Raw genomic sequence first — 18,575 nt, 5'->3', positions numbered from 1 at the left:
CTCAGGCTTCCAGCCGCTCGTAGAGCTCCAGCCATTCGCCTTCAAGCGTTTCCTTCTCACGGCGCAGCTCGGTCTGGCGCTGCCCCAACTTCATCAGCTCGGCGGTAGAACCGTTGTAGGTTGCGGGATCGGCCAGCTTGCTCTCCAGCGCCGTAAGCTCGCTTTCGATGGTGGCGACGCGGGTCTCGATCTTCTTGACGCGCTGACGGGCGACTTTCTCGCCCTCCCGGTCCGCGGCGGCGTTGCGGCGACGTTCTTCAGGCGTCTCTACCGGCATTGCCGGCTTGCTGCCGGCAGCGGCCTTAGCCTTTTTGTCCGCCCTCTTGTTGGCTGAGCCGCGACTGCGCAACCAGCGCGCATAGTCATCCAAGTCGCCATCGAAACCTTCGACGACGCCATCGGCCACACGCCAGAAGCTGTCGCAGACCATGCCGAGCAGATGGCGATCGTGCGAGACCAGCACCAGTGCGCCGTCGAAATCGGCCAGCGCATCGGCCAGTGCTTCGCGCATGTCCAGGTCCAGATGGTTGGTCGGCTCATCGAGCAGCAACAGGTTCGGTTTGTCCCAGGCGATCAGCGCGAGCGCGAGACGTGCGCGCTCGCCACCGGAAAAACCATCGACCGATTCGAAGGCGCGATCGCCGGCAAAATTCCAGGTACCGAGAAAATCCCGCATCGCCTGCGCGCCGACGCCCGGCGCCTTGTCCTGCAAATGATCGAACGGACTGGCGCCTTCGCGCAGGCTTTCCACCGTGTGCTGGGCGAAGTAGCCGATCTTCAGATCCTTGTGTGCCTTGCGTTCGCCACCAAGCACGGGCAACTCACCCACCAGGGTCTTCACCAGGGTCGACTTACCGGCGCCGTTGGGGCCGAGCAGGCCGATGCGTTCGCCGGCTTCCAGCCGGAAACGCACATCCTGCAGGATCACGCTGGGTGCTTCGCCCTGCTCACCGGGGTAGCCGGCGGTCACTTCTTCGAGCTGCAGCATCGAATCAGGCAGGCGATCCGGCACCGCGAACTGGAAATGGAACGGGCGCTCGGCTCGCACCGCTTCGGTGCCGGCCATTTTCTCCAGCCGCTTCACGCGTGACTGCGCCTGCTTGGCCTTGCTGGCCTTGGCCTTGAAGCGATCGATGAAGGACTGCAAATGCGCGCGCTCGGCCTGCTCACGCTCGTGCGCGATCTGTTGCTGGCGCAGGTGCTCGGCGCGCAGCCGTTCGAACGCGCTGTAGTTGCCGGTATAGAGCTTGGCACCGCCATCGTTGAGGTGCAGGGTGTGGGTGATCACGCCGTCCAGGAATTCGCGGTCGTGCGAAATGATCAGCAAAGTGCCCTGGTAGCGGCGCAGCCATTCTTCCAGCCACAGCACAGCGTCGAGGTCGAGATGGTTGGTAGGCTCGTCGAGCAGCAGCAACTCGGAAGGAGCCATCAGCGCACGCGCCAGGTTGAGGCGTACACGCCAGCCGCCGGAGAACTCCTTGACGGCGCGCTCATGCGTCTCGGGCGCGAAGCCCAGGCCGTGCAGCAGACGACCGGCGCGGGCGCGGGCGTCATAGCCGTGCAGCTCTTCGATCCGATGGTGGGCCTTGGCCATGGCCTCGGTGTCGCCGCGCGCCTGGGCATCCAGCTCGTCACGCAAGGCGGTGGCCAGTTCCACGTCGCCGCCCATCACATAGTCGATGGCGGGGTCCGGCAGTGCCGGAGTCTCCTGCGCTACCGAGGCCAGTCGCAGCTTGGAGGGCAGATCGAGGTCGCCGGCATCGGCTTCCAGCTGCCCCTGCAGCGCCGCGAACAGGCTGGATTTGCCGCAGCCGTTGCGCCCGATCACGCCCAGCCGCCAGCCACTCTGGATGACCAGGTCAATGTCGGACAGCAGCAGCCGGCTGCCGCGGCGCAGGGCGAAATGGCGGAAAGCGATCATGGGCGAAGCGTATCCGTAACCGGGCGTCCAGCCGCCCGCAGCCGGACATCTTAGAGCCTGTTCAACGTCTCCGCGTGGCTCGCGCCGGGATCGGTTTGCGCGCAGGGCAAGGAAGAACGAGGGCGTGTACGTCCGTACACAACCGAGTGATGACGCCGCCATGCGGGCAAACCGACCCGGCCCGGAGGGTTGCTTGTCCGTGGGCACCATGCGGCAGTGCGCGGCTTGGCCTGGCAGCCAGCCAGGCGCTGCGCCACGCCCTACCACCTGGCACCCACGGACAAGCAACGCGGGCTACGCGGAGACGTTGAACAGGCGCTCAACCGCAGCAAATGCTTACCCCATCGCAGTCGCAGCGGTTGCGCGTGGAATAGCCCGTCCGGTTCTGCTACAACGACGCCGCATTGCTGCCGCGCAGCGCCGTTGTTCGGGGTACGCTGGCGCGGATCTTGGGGACACACATTACCGGCACACCGGGTTAACGTGCGGACGCGCAGCCTGAGCTGTGCCCCGCCAGCGTGGAGAGGGGACCATGTACAAGTTCAGCATCAGCCTGCCGATGATCGCGCTGCTCGCCGCTGCCGGTGTTTCCGCGCCGCAGCCGGCCCGGGCCGACAACCTGCTGATCAACCGCGTGCAACAGGAAAAGGGCATGGACCTGCCCCAGCGCGGCATGAGCATGGAGCAGGTGGAAAAGAAGTACGGCGCCCCGCAGCGCAAGCTCTCGCCCCGTGGCGGCGACAGCCAGAAGCATCCGGTGATCAACCGCTGGGACTACTCGAACTTCATCGTGTACTTCGAGCACAGCCATGTGATCCATTCGGTGCTCAACACGCCGGCCGGCAACAACAAGAATCCGGCCTCGGTGAACTGATCCGGCTGAGCCGGGGGGCGGGATAACTCGTCCCTCGGACGCCGCTCCCCTACAATTCGCGCTTCATTCGTTCTGAAGCGCGAGTTCTCCATGACCAACTCCATCCTGCGCCTGCCGGCGGAATGGGAACCGCAGTCGGCGGTACTGATCGCCTGGCCGCATGCCGACACCGACTGGGCCGAGCGCCTGGCGCAAGTCGAAACCACGTATGTGGCTTTGGCCGGCGCCGTCACCCGTTTTCAATCGCTGATCATCGTGGTCGCGGATGCGGCCCTGCGCGCTCACGCGGAGCAGCAGCTGCGCGCGGCCGGTGTGGATCTCTCGCGTATCCGCTTTGTCGAGCTGCCGTATGACGACACCTGGCTGCGCGATTCGGGCCCGATCACATTGAAGGACGGCCACGGCGCCTTCCAGCTCACCGATTTCCGCTTTACCGGCTGGGGTGGCAAGTTCGGCGCCGAGCAGGATGACGCGCTGATCGCCGGCCTGGTGCAGGCCGGCGTGTTCGGCCAGGCCGCGCACAAGCGCATCGACTGGGCACTGGAAGGCGGCGGCATCGAAAGCGATGGCGAAGGCACTGTGCTCACCACCTGGCGTTGCCTCACCCAGCGCCACCCCGAGCAGTCGCGCGAAGCGATGAGCGACATCCTGAGCGACAGCCTGCACGCCAAACGCATCCTGTGGCTGGACTACGGCTACCTGGAAGGCGACGACACCGACGCGCACATCGACACCTTGGCTCGTTTCGCGCCCGGCGACCGCATCGTGTTCCAGGCCTGCGACGATGCCAGCGATCCGCATCATGACGAGCTGCAGAAGATGGCCGCCGAACTGGCCGCTCTGCGCACTCCGGATGGCCGCCCTTACCAGCTCTATCCATTGCCGTGGGCCCAGCCCATCGTCGACGAAGGCCGTCGCCTGGCCGCTTCGTATGCGAACTACCTGATCGTCAACGGTGCCGTACTGGTGCCGGCTTATGGCGACAAGGCCGACGATGAGGCCGCGCGCATCATCGGTGAAGCGCATCCAGGCCGTGTCGTGGTGCAGGTGCCTTGCCGCCCGCTGATCTGGCAGAACGGCAGCCTGCATTGCATCACCATGCAGTTGCCGGCCGGCATCGCGCACTGAAGCAAAGGCGGGCTTCCGCGCATGGGCATTGCCCGCCTCGATATTTATACGCGGCGCCGTCAGCGCATCGCAGCGGCCCCGTTCGCCGAATTGAGCGTGGTGCGTATCGTGAGTGGGCAGAAGCGCATCGATGACGGCGGACACTCCACCGACATCGATGCGGGTCACTACCTGGTGGTCGCACCCGGCCAATTGCTCAATGTCGAGAACATACCCGCGCTGGAAGGCGGCTACGCCGCCAGTTGCCTGAGTATCGCCACCGAACTGCTGCACAAGCGCCCAGCCACCCTGCCCTCGCGCCGCTGGGCACGGTTGGCGCCGACCCGTGAACTCGATCAGGCTTTTGCGCATACCGAGCAAGGCTTGCGCGATCGCCTGCCCGAATCGCTGCTGCATCACCGCGTGGCTGAATTATTGGAAGCCCTCGCCCTGGCTGGCTTCGTGCCCAGCACGCAGGACGGCCGGCCAACGACAGAACGCGTGCGCATGCTGCTTGCCAGCGCGCCATCCGAAGATTGGCGTGCCGGCGCACTGGCGGCCCGGCTGGCGATGAGCCCGGCGACATTGCGCCGCAAACTTGCCGCCGAGCAATCCAGCTTTCGCGATGTACTGGAAGAGGTCCGGCTTGGCCATGCGCTCGCCCTTGTGCAAGGCGGTACGCAGCCTCTGAAATGGGTGGCGATGGCTTGCGGCTATCTCTCGGCCTCGCGTTTCTCCGAACGTTTCCGCGAGCGCTTTGGCTGCCTGCCTTCCGAATTGCGCGACCAGGGCGACACCTGAGCGTTTCGGGCGATGGCTTGCGCGGATGCTGGCATATCGTCGCGGTGAGACAGCGCATCATGCGCGCACTTCTCGAGGAGAGCCTTCCATGTTCAAAACCGTAGCGGCCGCACTGCTGATCACTTGCTCATTCGCCGCCCATGCGGGCGATTTCAGCATCAGCGTGGATGCCAAGGATGCGCAGGGCATGATCGCGCAGCGCCACACTTATAACGGCTTCGGCTGCACTGGCCAGAATCTGGCGCCGGCCATCCAGTGGCAAAGTGTGCCGTCGAATGCAAAAAGCCTGGCGCTGACCGTCTTTGATCCCGACGCACCGACCGGCAGCGGCTGGTGGCACTGGGTGGTCATCGATCTGCCGGCAACGGCCAAGGGCCTGCCGCAAGGCAGCGCCCTGCCCCCTGGCGCCCGCAGTCTGCGCAACGATTATGGTGACGCCCGCTGGGGTGGGCCGTGCCCGCCGCCGGGCGATCAGCCGCATCACTATGTGTTCACCGTTTATGCACTGGACGTGCCCAGCCTGGGCCTGCCCGCGGACGCTTCCGCCGCCAAGGCGGGCTTCATGATTCGCCAGCACGTGATCGGCAAGGCTGAAACCACGCTGCGTTTCGGCCGATAACCTAAGAGCCTGCTCCCTATCCTTTCGTAGCCCGCGCCGGGAGCTGTTTGCGTGCCAGCCAAGGAAGAGTGAGGGAGTGTACGTCCGTACACGACCAAGCGATGACGCCGGCTGGCACGCAAACAGACCCGGCCCCACGGGTTGAGTGTCGGCGGGCGCCATGCGGCGGCGCGCGGCTTGGCCTGGCAGCCAGGCGCTGCGCCACGCTCCACCACCTGACGCCCGCCGACACTCAACGCGGGCTACGAAAGGATAGGGAGCAGGCTCTTAGCCGGGGTCCGCTACACTATGTCTTTTCGCCATTCGGGCGGACAGGACACCACGGCATGACCCGCAAGACCCTCAAGGTCGCGCTGCTGCAGGAAACCCACCGCGGCAGCCGCGACGCCAATCTCGACGCCATCGAAGCCGGCCTGCGCGAAGCCGCGGCCGCCGGTGTGGAACTGGTGCTGCTGCAGGAGCTGCATAACGGCCCGTATTTCTGCCAGCACGAGTCGGTGTCGGAATTCGACCTTGCCGAAACCATTCCGGGCCACAGCACTGAGCGTCTTGGCAAGCTGGCCGAAGAACTCAAGCTGGTGGTGGTGGCCTCGCTGTTCGAGAAGCGCGCGACCGGCCTGTATCACAACACCGCCGTGGTGTTCGATCGTTCGGCGAAGGTCGCCGGCAAGTACCGCAAAATGCACATCCCGGACGATCCGGCGTTCTACGAGAAGTTCTACTTCACCCCGGGCGACCTCGGCTTCGATCCCATCGACACCTCGGTGGGACGCCTCGGCGTGCTGGTGTGCTGGGACCAGTGGTATCCGGAAGCCGCGCGCCTGATGGCGCTGGCCGGCGCCGATCTGCTGTTGTATCCCACCGCGATTGGTTGGGATCCGAATGACGTGCAGCCGGAGAAAGACCGCCAACGCGAAGCCTGGGTGACAGTGCAGCGCGGACATGCGGTAGCCAATGGCCTGCCGCTGCTGTCGTGCAATCGCACGGGCTATGAGCCGGATGCTTCCGGCGTCGGCGCCGGCATTCAGTTCTGGGGCACCAGTTTTGTGGCCGGGCCGCAGGGTGAGTTTCTGGCTCAGGCAAGTACCGACAAGCGCGAACTGCTGGTGACTGAGATCGATATGGCGCGCAGCGAACACGTGCGACGCATCTGGCCGTTCCTGCGTGACCGTCGCATCGACGCCTATAGCGACCTGCTCAAGCGTTTCCGCGACTGAAGGCACGCGCCTGAACCCCGGTCCGCCGCGCGGCTTGTGCCTGGCGGCGGCGATCCCCATGCAGGGGATTCCTACCAAGATTGACGATACGCATGAGCCTGGAAGCTACCGCCGATACCCTGCCCGCCGCCCTCGAAGGCCAGCCCATCGAGCGCGTAGTGCGTGACGGTGTGGAATATGTGGTGCTAGGCACGGCGCACGTGTCCCGCGCCAGCGTGGAGGCCGTGGAAGAACTGCTTGCGCGTGAGTCGTTCGATGCGGTAGCGGTGGAGCTGTGCCCGAGCCGCGCGCAAGGCATGCGCGATCCGGATGCACTGAAGAAGATGGACCTGTTCCAGGTCATTCGCCAGGGCAAGGCCGGCATGGTGGCGGCGAGCCTTGTGCTGTCCTCGTTCCAGAAGCGTCTGGCCGATCAATACGGCATCCAGCCCGGCGCTGAGATGAAGGCAGCGATGGACGGTGCCGAGCAACGCGGACTGCCGGTATGGCTGGTGGACCGCGATGTTGGCACTACGCTCAAGCGCGCCTGGCGCAGCGTGGGTTTCTGGCAGCGCTTCGGCTTGATGGGTGGCTTGCTCGCCAGCGTGTTCGAGCGCGAAGAGATCGAAGAAAAGGAAATTGAGAAGCTCAAGCAAGGCGACATGCTGGAAAGCGCCTTCAGTGAGTTCGCCAGCGAATCGCAACCGCTCTACCGCAGCCTGATCGGCGAGCGCGATGCCTATATGGCCGCGCGCCTGCGTGAGGAAGCCGCACTGGCGAACTTCGCCGCCCCCCGCCGCGTGCTTGTAGTGATTGGCGCCGGTCACCTGAAGGGCCTGTGCGAACTGTTGCGCTCCCAGCAGGAAGATCCGGCTGCAACGGCGACCGAGCTGGCGCAGCTTCCACCGAAGTCGCGCTGGCCGAAATGGGTCGCCGTGGGCTTGGTGCTGGCGGTGTTCATCGCCATTGGCTTTGCGTTCCACCGCAACACGTCGCTGGGCGCGCAGGCGCTGCGCGACTGGGTGTTGTTCACCGCGGGCTTCTCCGTGCTGGGCGCAGTGATCGCTGGCGGTCACCCGCTAAGCATTCTTGCCGCCGCCATCGCCGGCCCCATCAAGCCCTTCCGCCCCGGCATTCCATCCGGGGCGATCAGCGCGATGGCCGAAGCCTGGGTCCGCAAACCGCGCGTTGCCGATTTCGACACGCTGCGCGATGACATCAGCCATTGGAGTGGCTGGTGGAAGAACCGCATCGCGCGCACCCTGCTCAATTTCTTCCTGGTCTGCCTCGGCACCATCGTGGGCGAGTACACCGCCGGCATCCATATCTTCAAGAGCCTGCTCTAAAAGGGCGTGCTCTGAAGGGGCATGCTCTAAGGCTTCTTTGGATGCAAGGCGCGGTCGATCACATCCAATAGCTGATCGTTCTGGTCCAGGCTCTGCTCCCAGTACATCGCGCCGCCGAGCCCCTTGGCTTTGACGTAATCCATCTTGGCCTGGATCGACTGCGGGTCTTCGTAGCTCACGAAGGTGCGTGTCTTGGCGTTCCACAGGAAGGGTGCCCGGGCCTGCGCATCCCAGTGGCGCACATATCCGTTCTTATCGATATAGCTCGCCAGCAACTCGCGCCACGATGGCGCGCCCACGAACTTGGCGTACTTCTGCTGCAAGCCATCATGGGCCGAATCGACGCCGGTGAAAGCACGCCCATAAAACGCCACTCCCACCACCAGCTTCTTCGCTGGCACACCAGCGGCAAGGAACTGGCGCACCGCTTTGTCGCCGGAGCGGTCGTTGGCCGGTGCGACGGCTGCCAGATACAAGGCCGCATGATGTCCGGTGGTCGAAGTCAGGCTGTTGTGGAAGTCGTAGGTCATCAGGTTGAACCAATCGAGCGAGCGACCTGCGCGTTCCAGCTCGATGCCGGCAACGAACTCACTGTCCGCCGCGGCGATGGTCAACAGATAGTGGCGACCGCCATGTGCCTTGCCCAGCTTGTCCAGACGAGCGCGCGCGGTTTCCAGCAGCAGGCTGAAGTTGCGCTTGTCCTCGGGACGATGACTGATGTCGCCACCTGGCAGCGTCGGATACTCCCAATCGACATCCAGCCCGTCGAGATCGTGCTGCTCGATCAGCTTGGCCGCATCGTCAGCGAAGCGTTGGCGCGACGCGTCGGTCAGTGCCGCCTCGGAAAAGTGGCCAGCGCTCCAGCCACCGACTGACAGCACCACCTTGAGTGAAGGGTTGACCTTGCGCAGTCCGGTGAGCGTGGCCAGCGAAGCGGTAGCGACCGGACTCTTCAGCACAATGTCGCCCTGGTCGTCGAGCGTGCCGAAGGCGTAATTAATCACGTCAAGCTTGTTTGCATCGATCGGTGGCAGCGGCGAGGCATCCGCCACATAGCCAACAATACGGTATGGTGCCGGCGCATCAGCGGCAGCCAGCACACCCGCGAGCGGCAGCGACAGCAGCATCGCCAGTACCCCGACAGCCGCCGCGCGGCCCCTCGATATGATCCCGTGCATCCCCAGCTCCTTCGACAGATGGTTGGCAGAACGTCCCAGGCAGTGTTGTTCCTGCCTGAACCCAACCACTATACTTCCGCGACTTACCGCCATGTACCCGCCGGAATCGTGGGAATGATCTCGATGACTCGACTGCAATTGCTTGGCCTGACCGTCGCCGCCGCACTCTTTGCTACCGGCAGCGTGCATGCCGAGGGCGACAAGACCGCTGGCCGCAAACTGATCTACACCTGCAACGGCTGCCACGGCGTACCGGGTTACCAGAACGCTTACCCGCGCTATCCGGTGCCGAAGATCGCGGGCCAGAACCAGCAGTACATCATCAATGCGCTGCACGGCTACAAGAGCGGCGACCGCACCCATCCGACCATGGTGGCCCAGGCGCAGAGTCTGTCCGACAAGGACATCGAAGACATCGCCGCCTACCTTTCCAGCCTCGCCAAGTAAGTAGCCTAGGATCAAGGATTCGCATGAAACGTGCGCTCACCCTGCTTTCATTCGGCGCCGTCCTGGCGTTCGCTTCCACCCAGCTGTTCGCGGCGGCCGGCAACATCGATGCCGGCAAGCAGAAGGCAGCTACCTGCTTCGCCTGCCACGGCACCGACGGCAACGCGGTCGATCCGCAGTACCCGCGCCTCGCTGGTCAGTACAACGTGTATCTGCAGCAGGTGCTGCATGAGTACAAGGACGGCCACCGCAACAACGCCATCATGAAGGGCTTCGTCGCTACGCTGTCCGAGCAGGACATCCAGGACGTGGCCGCCTACTTCTCCAGCCTGCCGACCAAGCTTGACGGTCTGCAGGGCCATATCCAGGGCGATAAGTAATTCCCTCGCCTGGATAACGAAATGAAGAAGGCCCGCCTAGGCGGGCCTTTTTTTGAGCGTCGTCCTGAACTAGCTGAGCGCCGACTGCCCTTCCTTCTTGCGATAGTAGGGATTGCTGCCACCGGCGTGATCAGTGGCATCGCGCACTTCGGTGATTTCAGGCACGCGCTCACGCAAGGTCTTCTCGACACCCTGCTTGAGCGTGACATCCACCATGCCGCAACCGTGGCAACCGCCACCGAACTGCAGCACCACCACTCCATCCGCGCTGACTTCGAGCAGGCTGATGCGGCCGCCGTGCGCGGCGATGCGCGGATTCACCTCAGCTTCGAGCACGTAGCGCACGCGCTCCACCAGGCCTGCTTCCATGCCAGGCAGCGCGCCCTTGATGCGCGGCGCGCGGATATTGAGCTGGCCGCCGGTGAGATTGGGTTCGTAGTCGATACTAGCGCCGTCGAGCCAGGAAGCGCTGTCACCATCGATATGGAACAGAAAACCCTCGCACTCGATGGTCCATTCGCGCCCGGTCAATTCGTGCGGCTCACAGAACTCGAGCTCGCAGTTCGCCGCCGGCGTGCCGGGCGAGGTCACGTGCAGGCGGATGCTCAGCCCATCGATGCCTTGTTGCGAAAGAAGACGCAGAAAGTGCTGCTGCGCGCGTTCGGAAATGTCGATCATGCCTGCTCCGGATAACACCGGCAGCGCGCTTGAAGTGCGCCCGCCAGAAACAGCACCATTTTAGTCCTGTTTTGCATCGTGTGCATGGCTTTGACTTTTTTCTGCGTAGCTTCGACGCTTCGCGCCTTTGAATCGCTTCCGGAGACACCCATGAGCCATGCCGATCTCGCCAGCCAGCATTGCGTCCCGCGCAAAGGCAAGGAGCACGCGCTGGATGCCGCACAGATCAACGGACTGCTGGCACAGCTGCCTGGCTGGACATTGACCGCGGACGGTCAGGCTATCGTGAAGGATTTCAAGTTCGCCAACTTCCACCATACGCTGGGCTTCATCAATGCGGTGGGCTTTATGGCCAATCATGAAGACCATCACCCGGACATCGAGGCGGGCTACGGTCATTGCCAACTGCTGTGGTCCACGCATGACGTCGGCGGCCTCTCGCTCAACGACTTCATCTGCGCGGCACGGGTCGAGGCCTTGCTGGCCCGTTGATAGTGAAAGGATTCTTGCGCCCTGCCGCCACGGCCATCGGCTTCGCGCTGGCCGTGGCGCTGCTGATGCTGGCACTGCACACGCTATCCACGCGAGTGACCCAGGCCCATCTGCAGCACGAGGCGGAGCGCAGACTTCACGCGCTGCAAAACCGGGAGCCCTTGTGGTACTGGTCATTGCGGCGGCCGCGCAATCTGGTGGCAGGCCATCCGTTTGGCGCGGCAACAGCGGCGCATGATGGCGGCCAACTTCTCGTCACCAGCCACGATGGCAGTCCCTTCGATCTCGGCTTGCCCGTGATGCAGCCGATCGATCTTGCGCATTGGCCATTGCTCCGGTTGCGCATGGAGAGCAGCACCGACGGGACGCTCGACCTGGTCGTACAGGCCGATGCGCAGAGCCCTACCTGCATCGCAGCCTCTGCCACCGCGCTTCATCAGGGCGTCGCCGAACGGACCGTCGATCTGCGCAGCCTTGTGTGGCGATCTGCTGACGGTCGAGCCTGCGCGCCCCTGGGGGTCCTCCGCCACATGTTGCGGCTCAGACCGCGCCTACCGGCTGGAGCCAGCCTGCATCTGCGGGAAGTCGCACTGCTGACGGATCAACCTGCCTCAGCTGTCGATACCGACGCAGCTATTGTCTTGCCGTCAGACAAGTGGCTCGCTGGACAACGCATCGATCAATTGCGTCAGAGCGGCTATCAATCGCCGGCTCCGCTATTTCAGCTTTCCGCTGTCGCCCCGGCCGAGACCTGGCTCGCCCTCCGCGACCAACTGCATGGGTATTGGCCTGCGGCTTTGCTGATTCCGTCCGGAGCCAGACTCGTCGCAAGCGCACATGAGCCGATGCCCGCCTGGCTCGGCTGGCTCGCTTGTGGAGCGTACGTGCTGCTACTGACCGGCTGCTCTATTTGGCCGCCTCCGGCCAAAGCACGTCCATGGCTGGAGATCGCCATCACAATGGTCGGTCCACTCTGGCTGATGGCTGGCCTGCAGTGGGGTTTGCATCTTTCGATACCTGGCCTGGTCGCGTTCGGAGCAGCGCTGCTGTATGCGGCATGGATCGAATGGCATCAACGGCCTCATGCATGGCATTGGTTAAGCCGCGACTGGCGGGACTGGGTCATGCCGTTGGCGTTGTTGCCTGTCGCACTGGGATTGATTGCCTGGCTCGGTCACTGTCTCAACCCACCCGACGGGCGACATGCACTTATTTATCTGGGCTGGGCTGCCCTGCAGCAATGGCTGATGCTGGCCGTGGTGATGCGCCGGCTGGAATCATTGCGCTGGCCGCGCCCGGCTATCTGGCTGGCAACCGCCGCCCTGTTTGCGCTGCTGCACACCCCCAACGGGGTGTTGATGCAACTCTGCTTCCTGGCGGAACTATGGTGGGCCTGGTGCTTCATGCGGTCGCGGGCCTTGTTGCCCATTGCCCTTGCCCATGCCGGCTGCGCTCTGCTGGTCGAAAGCGGACTCGCCGGCGGGCTACTGCGGTCCTTAGAAGTCAGTGCGCGATTTTTCCTGTAGATAGCGCAGCCTTTTTCCTTTCACGGCAAGCACATCCAGGAAGTCCTTCAAGTCATCTGGCATGGGCGCGGAGAAGCTATAGGCCCGCCCGTCCACCTCGAAACTCATATGCGAGGCGTGCAGGAAAAGCCGCTGCAGCCCCATCTCGCGGAAGCGCTTGTTCATGTCTTTGTCGCCGTATTTGGCGTCGCCGGCAAGCGGATGGCCGATGTGTGCGGCGTGCACGCGGATCTGGTGCGTGCGCCCGGTTCCCAAGGTGGCCTGCATCAGGCGGGCGCCCGGATACTGCTCCATCTCACGGAAAAAAGTGAGCGATGGCTTGCCGTTATCAGCCACTCTTACCATGCGCTCTCCGCCTTGCATCACCGACTTGAGCAACGGCGCGTTGACGTCGAACTTGGCTTTGGAGGGGTGACCGACCATCAGGCATAGGTACTGCTTGGTCACCGTGCCAGCGCGGATTTCGGCCTGCAGACCGGTCAGGCCCGCACGGGTTTTGGCGAAGACCAGCACGCCGCTGGTGTCCCGATCCAGTCGATGAACCAGTTCCAGATGCTCCTGCGGGCGGGCGGCACGCAGCAGCTCGATAGCGCCGTGGCTTACTCCGCTACCACCGTGACTGGCGATGCCCGACGGCTTGTCGATCACCAGGAAGTGCTTGTCCTCAAAGATCACGGCGTCGGCGACTGCCGAGACCATCCCTGACGGCGGACCCTGATCGGGCGCGCGTTCGGCCACCCGAACCGGGGGGATTCGCAACGTATCGCCAGCAATGAGACGTGTGTCAGGTTTGGCCCGCTTCCCGTTGACCCGGACCTGGCCGGTGCGCAGGAGGCGGTAAATCATGCTCTTGGGCACCCCTTTGAGCAGGGTCATCAAGGCGTTATCGATCCGCTGACCGTCCCGCTCGGGGCCGATCTCGACTTGACGCACACCTTGAGGTGCATCGTGGGAAGTTACCGTCTGCATTGAAAAAAACCTGACTAGATAGGATACTCGGCCAGCGCTACGTCCTACTCGCCGAAACTGCGGCTGGGGTTAGGACGCCCGCCCGTGACGCCGGCGAGGATAGCGCCGGCCGCCTCTTTGGCAGCCGGTCGCTGCTCCCTTTCATCGTAACGGTTCGGGTTGTCGTTTGTCCGGTTCATTAAGAGGAATCGGAACGGCTGGCGTGATGCCACGAATCACCCCGGAACCGGAAACGGTCCCGTCTTTATGCCGCTTCACCGCAGCGGCGCGATCCCCGGCAGGCCGCCCCTCAGGCGCCACCGCGGCACGCGACGCGCGGCAAGCTAAGGAAAAACCACAATGAAACGTATGTTGATCAACGCAACTCAGCGTGAGGAGTTGCGTGTGGCCATCGTCGATGGCCAGACCCTTTACGATCTCGATATCGAAATCCCCTCCCGCGAGCAGAAAAAAGCCAACATCTACAAAGGCCGCATCACTCGCGTCGAACCCTCCCTCGAAGCCTGTTTCGTCGACTACGGCGCCGAGCGCCATGGCTTCCTGCCCCTCAAGGAAGTCTCCCGCGAGTACTTCACGCCGGGCCTGGATCCGAACAAGACCGCCATCCGCGAGCTGATCAAGGAAGGCCAGGAAGTCGTTGTCCAGGTCGAGAAGGAAGAGCGTGGCAACAAGGGCGCCGCCCTGACCACCTTCATCAGCCTCGCCGGCCGCTACATGGTGTTGATGCCGAACAACCCGAAGGCCGGCGGCGTCTCGCGCCGGATCGAGGGTGAAGACCGGCAGGCCCTGAAAGAAGCCCTGGAACACCTGACCGTTCCCGACGATGTCGGCCTGATCGTGCGCACCGCCGGCATGGGCCGCGACGCCGAAGAGCTGCAGTGGGATCTGGACTACCTGCTCCAGTTGTGGCGTTCGATCTCCGCCGCTGCCAGCTCGCAGAAGGCACCGTTCCTGATCTATCAGGAATCCAAGCTGTTCATCCGCGCCCTGCGCGACTATCTGCGCAACGACATCGGCGAGATCCTGATCGACGAGGAGTCGCTGTACAACGACGCCCGCGAGTTCGTGCAGCAGGTCATGCCGAACGCGCTGCGCAAGCTGAAGCTGTACAAGGACGACACCCCGCTGTTCTCGCGCTACCAGATCGAGACCCAGATCGAGAGCGCGTTCGACCGCCAGGTCCGCCTGCCCTCCGGCGGCTCGATCGTGATCGACCAGACCGAAGCGCTGACCGCCATCGACATCAACTCGTCGAAGGCCACCAAGGGCAGCGACATCGAGGAAACCGCGTTCAACACCAACTGCGAAGCGGCGGTGGAAATCGCCCGCCAGTTACGCATCCGCGATGCCGGCGGCCTGATCGTGATCGACTTCATCGACATGGACAGCCCCAAGCACCAGCGTGAGGTGGAGGAGCGTCTGAAAGACGCCCTCAAGCTGGACCGCGCCCGTGTGCAGATCGGCCGCATCTCGCGCTTTGGCCTGCTGGAGATGTCCCGCCAGCGCCTGCGCCCGAGCCTGGGCGAAGCCACTCAAATCGTGTGCCCGCGCTGCGAAGGCCATGGCCATATCCGCGGCGTGGAATCGTTGGCGCTGTCGACCCTGCGCCTGATCGAAGAGCACGCCATGAAGGACAACACCGGCCAGGTGCTGGTGCAGGCCCCGCCGACGGTGGCCAACTTCATGCTCAACGAAAAGCGTGCCAGCGTGGTCGAGATCGAACTGCGCAACAAGGTGCACGTGGTGATCGTGGCCGACGACAAGCTCGAGACGCCGCACATCGAAATCCAGCGCATCCGCGAAGCGGACATGGGCGAGCACAGCAAGCCCAGCTACGAGCGCCTGACCGCCGTCGAAGCGTCGCCGGTCCCGAAGATGGGCCAGGCTCTTGGCAGTAGCGAGCAGCCGGCCGTCAGCGGCATCGTGCCCGCCTCCCCTGCGCCGGTGCGCGAGGAAGTAGCCACGCCAGTCGCCGCGCAGCCGACGGGTCGCCAGTCAGCGGCGGCACCGGCCCCGAGCGGCGGCGTGATCGCACGCCTGCTGGGCTGGTTCCGCAGCAGCGCGACACCGGCCGCGCCGGCTCCGCAGGCCAAGCGCGAAGAATCCTCGCCGCAAGCCCGCGCCAACCGTCGCGATGAACGCGGTCGCCCGCAACAGGGCAATCGCCAGCAGCCATCGCAGCGCCGCGAGCAGCAACAGACCAAGCAAGGTGGCCAAGGCCAACAGCAGCAAGGCAAGGGCAATCGCCAGCAGCGTCAGCCGCAGCAGCAGGCGCAGGCCGCCAAGCAGGACCAGCAGCCGCAACAGCGGCAGCCCAAGCCCGAACAGCAAGCGGCGCAGGCCGAGCGCAAGCAGCAGCAAGCTCTGCCGCCGCGCCAGGACCAGCAGGCGAAACTGCAGCAGGCGCAGGAACCGCGCCAGCCTCGCCAACCGCAGCAGCCTCAGGCTCAGGCTCAGCGTCCGGCAGCCGCCCCAGCACCCGAGGCCGCGCAGGAAGCATTGGCCGCAAAGCCGCTGACCGATGCAGTGACACCGGATACGGTCCAGGCCGCCGGCCCGGAAGCCGAAGGCGGACAGGCGCGTCGTCGTCGCGGTCGTCGCGGCGGCCGTCGCCGTCGTCGTCATGAGGACGGAACGCAAGCGAGCACTGGCGGTGCCGAGGCTCAGCTCGACAATGACCTGGATCTGGACGACGAGGATCGCGAGTCGGCAGCCGCATCGCACCCGGCCGCTCCGGCGACCGCCGTTGCCGCGACCGCCGTGGTTGCGACGGCTACAGCGGCCGTGATCAGCGAGACGGCAGCATCTGCCGTCACAGCGCAGTCCATGCCCTCCCCGATCATGCACGAGGCTCCAGTGGTGGAAACGCCGGCTCCCGCACCGGTCGCATTCAATCTGCCGACGCTCCCGCCTATCCCGGTCAAGACCGAGACTGGCGAAAGCGAGCCGGTGACTGCTGAGCCGGTGGCTACGTATGTCCCCGCAGCCTCTCATGAGGCGCCGATCGCCCCTGAGGTTTCTGTCCCGCATGCGCCGGTCACCGACAGCGAAGTCCGCATTGCGGATCATTCGGCGATGCCGGTCGCAGCGCCCGTGCAGGCAGCGGTCGTCCACGAGACGACCAGCGTCGAGATCGTGCCACCCGCGGCTCCCGCACCTGAGCCAGTGCCTGTGGTGACTACGCCGGTCGAAGCTAGAAAAAAGGTGGAAGAAGTCGCTGAATCAGTCGCTGACATAGCAACCACGCTGCCGCCGGTTACCGGCCTGCCCAAGCAGGGTGACCTGCTGAGCCATCCCGACTTCCACCCGCATACGCCGGTGTCGCAGGAGCCGTTCGTCGAGCCCAAGACGGAAGAGAAGCCGTCCGAGGACAAGACCAGTGCATCTGGCGGCTGAGGCCGCCTCTGGATGAAAACAAAAAAGCCGGACTCTCGTCCGGCTTTTTTTATTCGCGCGAGAAGGGTTCGATCACCCGCCCACTTGGTTGTTGTGCGTATCCAGCAGGCCGTGAATGGTCATCAGGTGAGCCAGACTCACCACATGATCCACCTGCAGCTTCTCCATCAGGCGCTGCTTGTAGGTCGATACCGTCTTCGGACTCAGATTGAGCTGCTCGCCGATCGCGTTGAGCGCCTTGCCGCGCACCAGCATCATGGCGACTTCCAGTTCGCGACTGGAGAGCGCATCGAAAGGCGAGCCCTCACCGTCCAGCGTGGCGAGTGCCAGTTGCTGCGCAACCGTCGGCGCAAGATAGCGACGTCCGCCAGCCACCTGGCGCACAGCAATAAGCAGCTCTTCAGCAGTACAACCCTTGGTGAGATAGCCAAGCGCGCCCGCTTCGAGGAGGCGCTTCGGAAAACGCGCGTCATCGACCACGGTGATGATGATGATATGAGTCGGCAGCTTGGAACGGGCCACCCGTTCGGTGAGCTCGATACCGCTCATGCCCGGCATATGGACATCGACCAGGGCGATCTCCGGCTCATGCGCCTTGATCAGCCGCAAGCCCTCTTCCGCCGTACCTGCTTCACCACAGATATGGATGTCGGGCTGCTGCTGCAGAATCATCCGAAAGCCCGTACGCACGAGCTCGTGATCGTCAACCAGAACCAAATTGATCACTACGCCGCCCTCCCTGGGTGGAACCTGAAATTAGGCTGCCTATCTGTCCAATGCAAGCGCTAAACGCGCGAAACATGGGCGAACAGAAAAGACCCCTCTTTTCGGTTCACAGGCAGGTGTAAACCCGCTGGCTTCGATGCGGGCGTTCAGTATCTTCGATCACCATCCCTGGGTCTGTCGGCGACAGACTACGCCGTGTCGTTACAAACCGGCGTAACTGCTTCCGCTGGAATGACAGCAACTGCGTGCCGGCAGTCGCGAGACCGCGCCATCAGCGTAAAAAAATCATCATGGTGCCCGGAGCGGGGGTCGAACCCGCATAGCCTTGCGGCTGAGGGATTTTAAGTCCCTTGCGTCTACCAGTTTCGCCATCCGGGCAGATGGTCCGCGACGTTGCGGGCCTTGGTGGCGGGCATCGTCAAACGGGGTCGCATCCTAGCACGCGGACCTCTGTCTATAGGCTTCGCAGCGCGGACAGGATTGCCGAAAACTCTTTTATCGCAGCCAACAAAAAACCCGCAACAAGGCGGGTTCTTGTGGTTCGCGAGAACCGTTTTCGCAATGGAGGCCAGGGTCGGAATCGAACCGGCGTACACGGCTTTGCAGGCCGCTGCATGACCACTCTGCCACCTGGCCATTGCTCGCGAATCGTAACCGGAAAGATCACGCTTCGCTGAAAAAACAAAACCCCGGGAATCCGAGGTTTTGCTGAAAACTGGAGCGGGAAACGAGACTCGAACTCGCGACCCCGACCTTGGCAAGGTCGTGCTCTACCAACTGAGCTATTCCCGCATCGGAGTCAGAAATCATAGCAGAACATCGCCATTTGTGAAGAGCCTGAACGTGAATTTTTCACGTTTCGTGCATCTCCGCGGGCCAGGAACATGCCCCCTTGCCCAGCGACCAAAACGACAAAGCC

At 63.8% G+C, this 18,575-nt stretch carries 16 protein-coding genes and 3 tRNA genes; 11 read left to right on the top strand and 8 right to left on the bottom strand.

What is annotated here, in order from left to right:
- Nucleotide 1: 1 nt before the first annotated feature.
- Nucleotides 2-1,921, bottom strand: a complete 1,920-nt coding sequence (locus ISS97_RS15905) for an ABC-F family ATP-binding cassette domain-containing protein (RefSeq protein WP_379983636.1) — start codon at nt 1,919-1,921, stop codon at nt 2-4.
- 532 nt (nt 1,922-2,453) lie between these two features.
- On the opposite strand from ISS97_RS15905, the gene ISS97_RS15900 reads away from it, so the two are divergent.
- From ISS97_RS15900 to ISS97_RS15875, 6 genes are all read left to right on the top strand, one after another.
- Complete coding sequence (locus tag ISS97_RS15900; RefSeq protein ID WP_379983637.1) at nt 2,454-2,795, top strand: hypothetical protein; 342 nt, start codon at nt 2,454-2,456, stop codon at nt 2,793-2,795.
- Between the two features lie 90 nt (nt 2,796-2,885).
- Nucleotides 2,886-3,923, top strand: a complete 1,038-nt coding sequence (locus ISS97_RS15895) for an agmatine deiminase family protein (RefSeq protein WP_379983639.1) — start codon at nt 2,886-2,888, stop codon at nt 3,921-3,923.
- Nucleotides 3,924-3,944: 21 nt separating this feature from the next.
- Entirely contained in the window at nt 3,945-4,703 is a 759-nt protein-coding gene (locus tag ISS97_RS15890) for a helix-turn-helix transcriptional regulator (RefSeq protein WP_379983640.1), read from the top strand.
- Nucleotides 4,704-4,791: 88 nt separating this feature from the next.
- Nucleotides 4,792-5,322, top strand: coding sequence for a YbhB/YbcL family Raf kinase inhibitor-like protein (locus ISS97_RS15885; protein ID WP_379983641.1), 531 nt, complete (start codon nt 4,792-4,794; stop codon nt 5,320-5,322).
- Between the two features lie 326 nt (nt 5,323-5,648).
- Entirely contained in the window at nt 5,649-6,539 is an 891-nt protein-coding gene (locus ISS97_RS15880; protein ID WP_379983643.1) for a carbon-nitrogen hydrolase, read from the top strand.
- 92 nt (nt 6,540-6,631) lie between these two features.
- Complete coding sequence (locus tag ISS97_RS15875; RefSeq protein WP_379983644.1) at nt 6,632-7,864, top strand: TraB/GumN family protein; 1,233 nt, start codon at nt 6,632-6,634, stop codon at nt 7,862-7,864.
- Between the two features lie 26 nt (nt 7,865-7,890).
- Here the strand turns inward: ISS97_RS15875 and ISS97_RS15870 are convergent, their stop codons facing one another.
- On the bottom strand, nt 7,891-9,042 hold the full coding sequence (locus ISS97_RS15870; protein WP_379983645.1) for a glycoside hydrolase family 18 protein: 1,152 nt from the start codon (nt 9,040-9,042) through the stop codon (nt 7,891-7,893).
- Between the two features lie 123 nt (nt 9,043-9,165).
- On the opposite strand from ISS97_RS15870, the gene ISS97_RS15865 reads away from it, so the two are divergent.
- Both ISS97_RS15865 and ISS97_RS15860 read left to right on the top strand, forming a co-directional pair.
- The gene (locus ISS97_RS15865; RefSeq protein WP_090452614.1) at nt 9,166-9,489 is read left to right on the top strand and encodes a c-type cytochrome; all 324 of its coding nucleotides are present in this window, start codon (nt 9,166-9,168) and stop codon (nt 9,487-9,489) included.
- Nucleotides 9,490-9,512: 23 nt separating this feature from the next.
- A complete protein-coding gene (locus ISS97_RS15860) occupies nt 9,513-9,869 on the top strand; it encodes a c-type cytochrome (RefSeq protein ID WP_379983646.1) in 357 nt (118 codons plus the stop codon).
- 69 nt (nt 9,870-9,938) lie between these two features.
- Here ISS97_RS15860 and ISS97_RS15855 read toward each other — a convergent pair whose 3' ends face one another.
- Nucleotides 9,939-10,547 (bottom strand): NfuA family Fe-S biogenesis protein, encoded by a 609-nt coding sequence (locus tag ISS97_RS15855; RefSeq protein WP_379983647.1) that lies wholly within the window; start codon nt 10,545-10,547, stop codon nt 9,939-9,941.
- A 150-nt stretch (nt 10,548-10,697) separates the two neighbouring features.
- On the opposite strand from ISS97_RS15855, the gene ISS97_RS15850 reads away from it, so the two are divergent.
- Together ISS97_RS15850 and ISS97_RS15845 are read left to right on the top strand one after the other, a co-directional pair.
- On the top strand, nt 10,698-11,039 hold the full coding sequence (locus ISS97_RS15850; protein ID WP_379983648.1) for a 4a-hydroxytetrahydrobiopterin dehydratase: 342 nt from the start codon (nt 10,698-10,700) through the stop codon (nt 11,037-11,039).
- Between the two features lie 14 nt (nt 11,040-11,053).
- A complete protein-coding gene (locus ISS97_RS15845; RefSeq protein ID WP_379983649.1) occupies nt 11,054-12,565 on the top strand; it encodes a CPBP family glutamic-type intramembrane protease in 1,512 nt (503 codons plus the stop codon).
- Here ISS97_RS15845 and ISS97_RS15840 read toward each other — a convergent pair.
- The gene (locus ISS97_RS15840; protein WP_379983650.1) at nt 12,536-13,534 is read right to left on the bottom strand and encodes an RluA family pseudouridine synthase; all 999 of its coding nucleotides are present in this window, start codon (nt 13,532-13,534) and stop codon (nt 12,536-12,538) included. The genes ISS97_RS15845 and ISS97_RS15840 overlap by 30 nt on opposite strands.
- Nucleotides 13,535-13,873: 339 nt before the next feature.
- Between ISS97_RS15840 and ISS97_RS15835 the strand changes: the two genes are divergently transcribed.
- The gene (locus ISS97_RS15835) at nt 13,874-16,930 is read left to right on the top strand and encodes an Rne/Rng family ribonuclease (protein ID WP_379983651.1); all 3,057 of its coding nucleotides are present in this window, start codon (nt 13,874-13,876) and stop codon (nt 16,928-16,930) included.
- A 72-nt stretch (nt 16,931-17,002) separates the two neighbouring features.
- Here ISS97_RS15835 and ISS97_RS15830 read toward each other — a convergent pair whose 3' ends face one another.
- The 4 genes from ISS97_RS15830 to ISS97_RS15815 form a co-directional block, all read right to left on the bottom strand.
- Complete coding sequence (locus ISS97_RS15830; RefSeq protein ID WP_379983652.1) at nt 17,003-17,656, bottom strand: response regulator; 654 nt, start codon at nt 17,654-17,656, stop codon at nt 17,003-17,005.
- Between the two features lie 291 nt (nt 17,657-17,947).
- Nucleotides 17,948-18,034, bottom strand: a tRNA-Leu gene (locus ISS97_RS15825).
- 184 nt (nt 18,035-18,218) lie between these two features.
- Nucleotides 18,219-18,292 (bottom strand) — tRNA-Cys (locus tag ISS97_RS15820).
- An 80-nt stretch (nt 18,293-18,372) separates the two neighbouring features.
- Nucleotides 18,373-18,448 (bottom strand) — tRNA-Gly (locus tag ISS97_RS15815).
- Nucleotides 18,449-18,575 lie beyond the last annotated feature (127 nt).

It is taken from the genome of Dyella koreensis (assembly GCF_044904565.1).
Taxonomy (GTDB): domain Bacteria; phylum Pseudomonadota; class Gammaproteobacteria; order Xanthomonadales; family Rhodanobacteraceae; genus Dyella_D; species Dyella_D koreensis.
Note: the sequence above shows the minus strand (reverse complement) of the source record. Positions and strands in the feature narration are given on the sequence as shown.

What these genes read in the sequence shown, in the direction of transcription:
- ISS97_RS15900 (WP_379983637.1), top strand. Translation starts at nt 2,454, where the DNA reads ATGTACAAGTTCAGCATCAGCCTGCCGATGATCGCGCTGCTCGCCGCT.
- ISS97_RS15875 (WP_379983644.1), top strand. Translation starts at nt 6,632, where the DNA reads ATGAGCCTGGAAGCTACCGCCGATACCCTGCCCGCCGCCCTCGAAGGC.
- ISS97_RS15860 (WP_379983646.1), top strand. Translation starts at nt 9,513, where the DNA reads ATGAAACGTGCGCTCACCCTGCTTTCATTCGGCGCCGTCCTGGCGTTC.
- ISS97_RS15905 (WP_379983636.1), bottom strand. Translation starts at nt 1,921, where the DNA reads ATGATCGCTTTCCGCCATTTCGCCCTGCGCCGCGGCAGCCGGCTGCTG.
- ISS97_RS15865 (WP_090452614.1), top strand. Translation starts at nt 9,166, where the DNA reads ATGACTCGACTGCAATTGCTTGGCCTGACCGTCGCCGCCGCACTCTTT.
- ISS97_RS15840 (WP_379983650.1), bottom strand. Translation starts at nt 13,534, where the DNA reads ATGCAGACGGTAACTTCCCACGATGCACCTCAAGGTGTGCGTCAAGTC.
- ISS97_RS15835 (WP_379983651.1), top strand. Translation starts at nt 13,874, where the DNA reads ATGAAACGTATGTTGATCAACGCAACTCAGCGTGAGGAGTTGCGTGTG.
- ISS97_RS15885 (WP_379983641.1), top strand. Translation starts at nt 4,792, where the DNA reads ATGTTCAAAACCGTAGCGGCCGCACTGCTGATCACTTGCTCATTCGCC.
- ISS97_RS15870 (WP_379983645.1), bottom strand. Translation starts at nt 9,042, where the DNA reads ATGCACGGGATCATATCGAGGGGCCGCGCGGCGGCTGTCGGGGTACTG.
- ISS97_RS15855 (WP_379983647.1), bottom strand. Translation starts at nt 10,547, where the DNA reads ATGATCGACATTTCCGAACGCGCGCAGCAGCACTTTCTGCGTCTTCTT.
- ISS97_RS15890 (WP_379983640.1), top strand. Translation starts at nt 3,945, where the DNA reads ATGGGCATTGCCCGCCTCGATATTTATACGCGGCGCCGTCAGCGCATC.
- ISS97_RS15880 (WP_379983643.1), top strand. Translation starts at nt 5,649, where the DNA reads ATGACCCGCAAGACCCTCAAGGTCGCGCTGCTGCAGGAAACCCACCGC.
- ISS97_RS15895 (WP_379983639.1), top strand. Translation starts at nt 2,886, where the DNA reads ATGACCAACTCCATCCTGCGCCTGCCGGCGGAATGGGAACCGCAGTCG.
- ISS97_RS15850 (WP_379983648.1), top strand. Translation starts at nt 10,698, where the DNA reads ATGAGCCATGCCGATCTCGCCAGCCAGCATTGCGTCCCGCGCAAAGGC.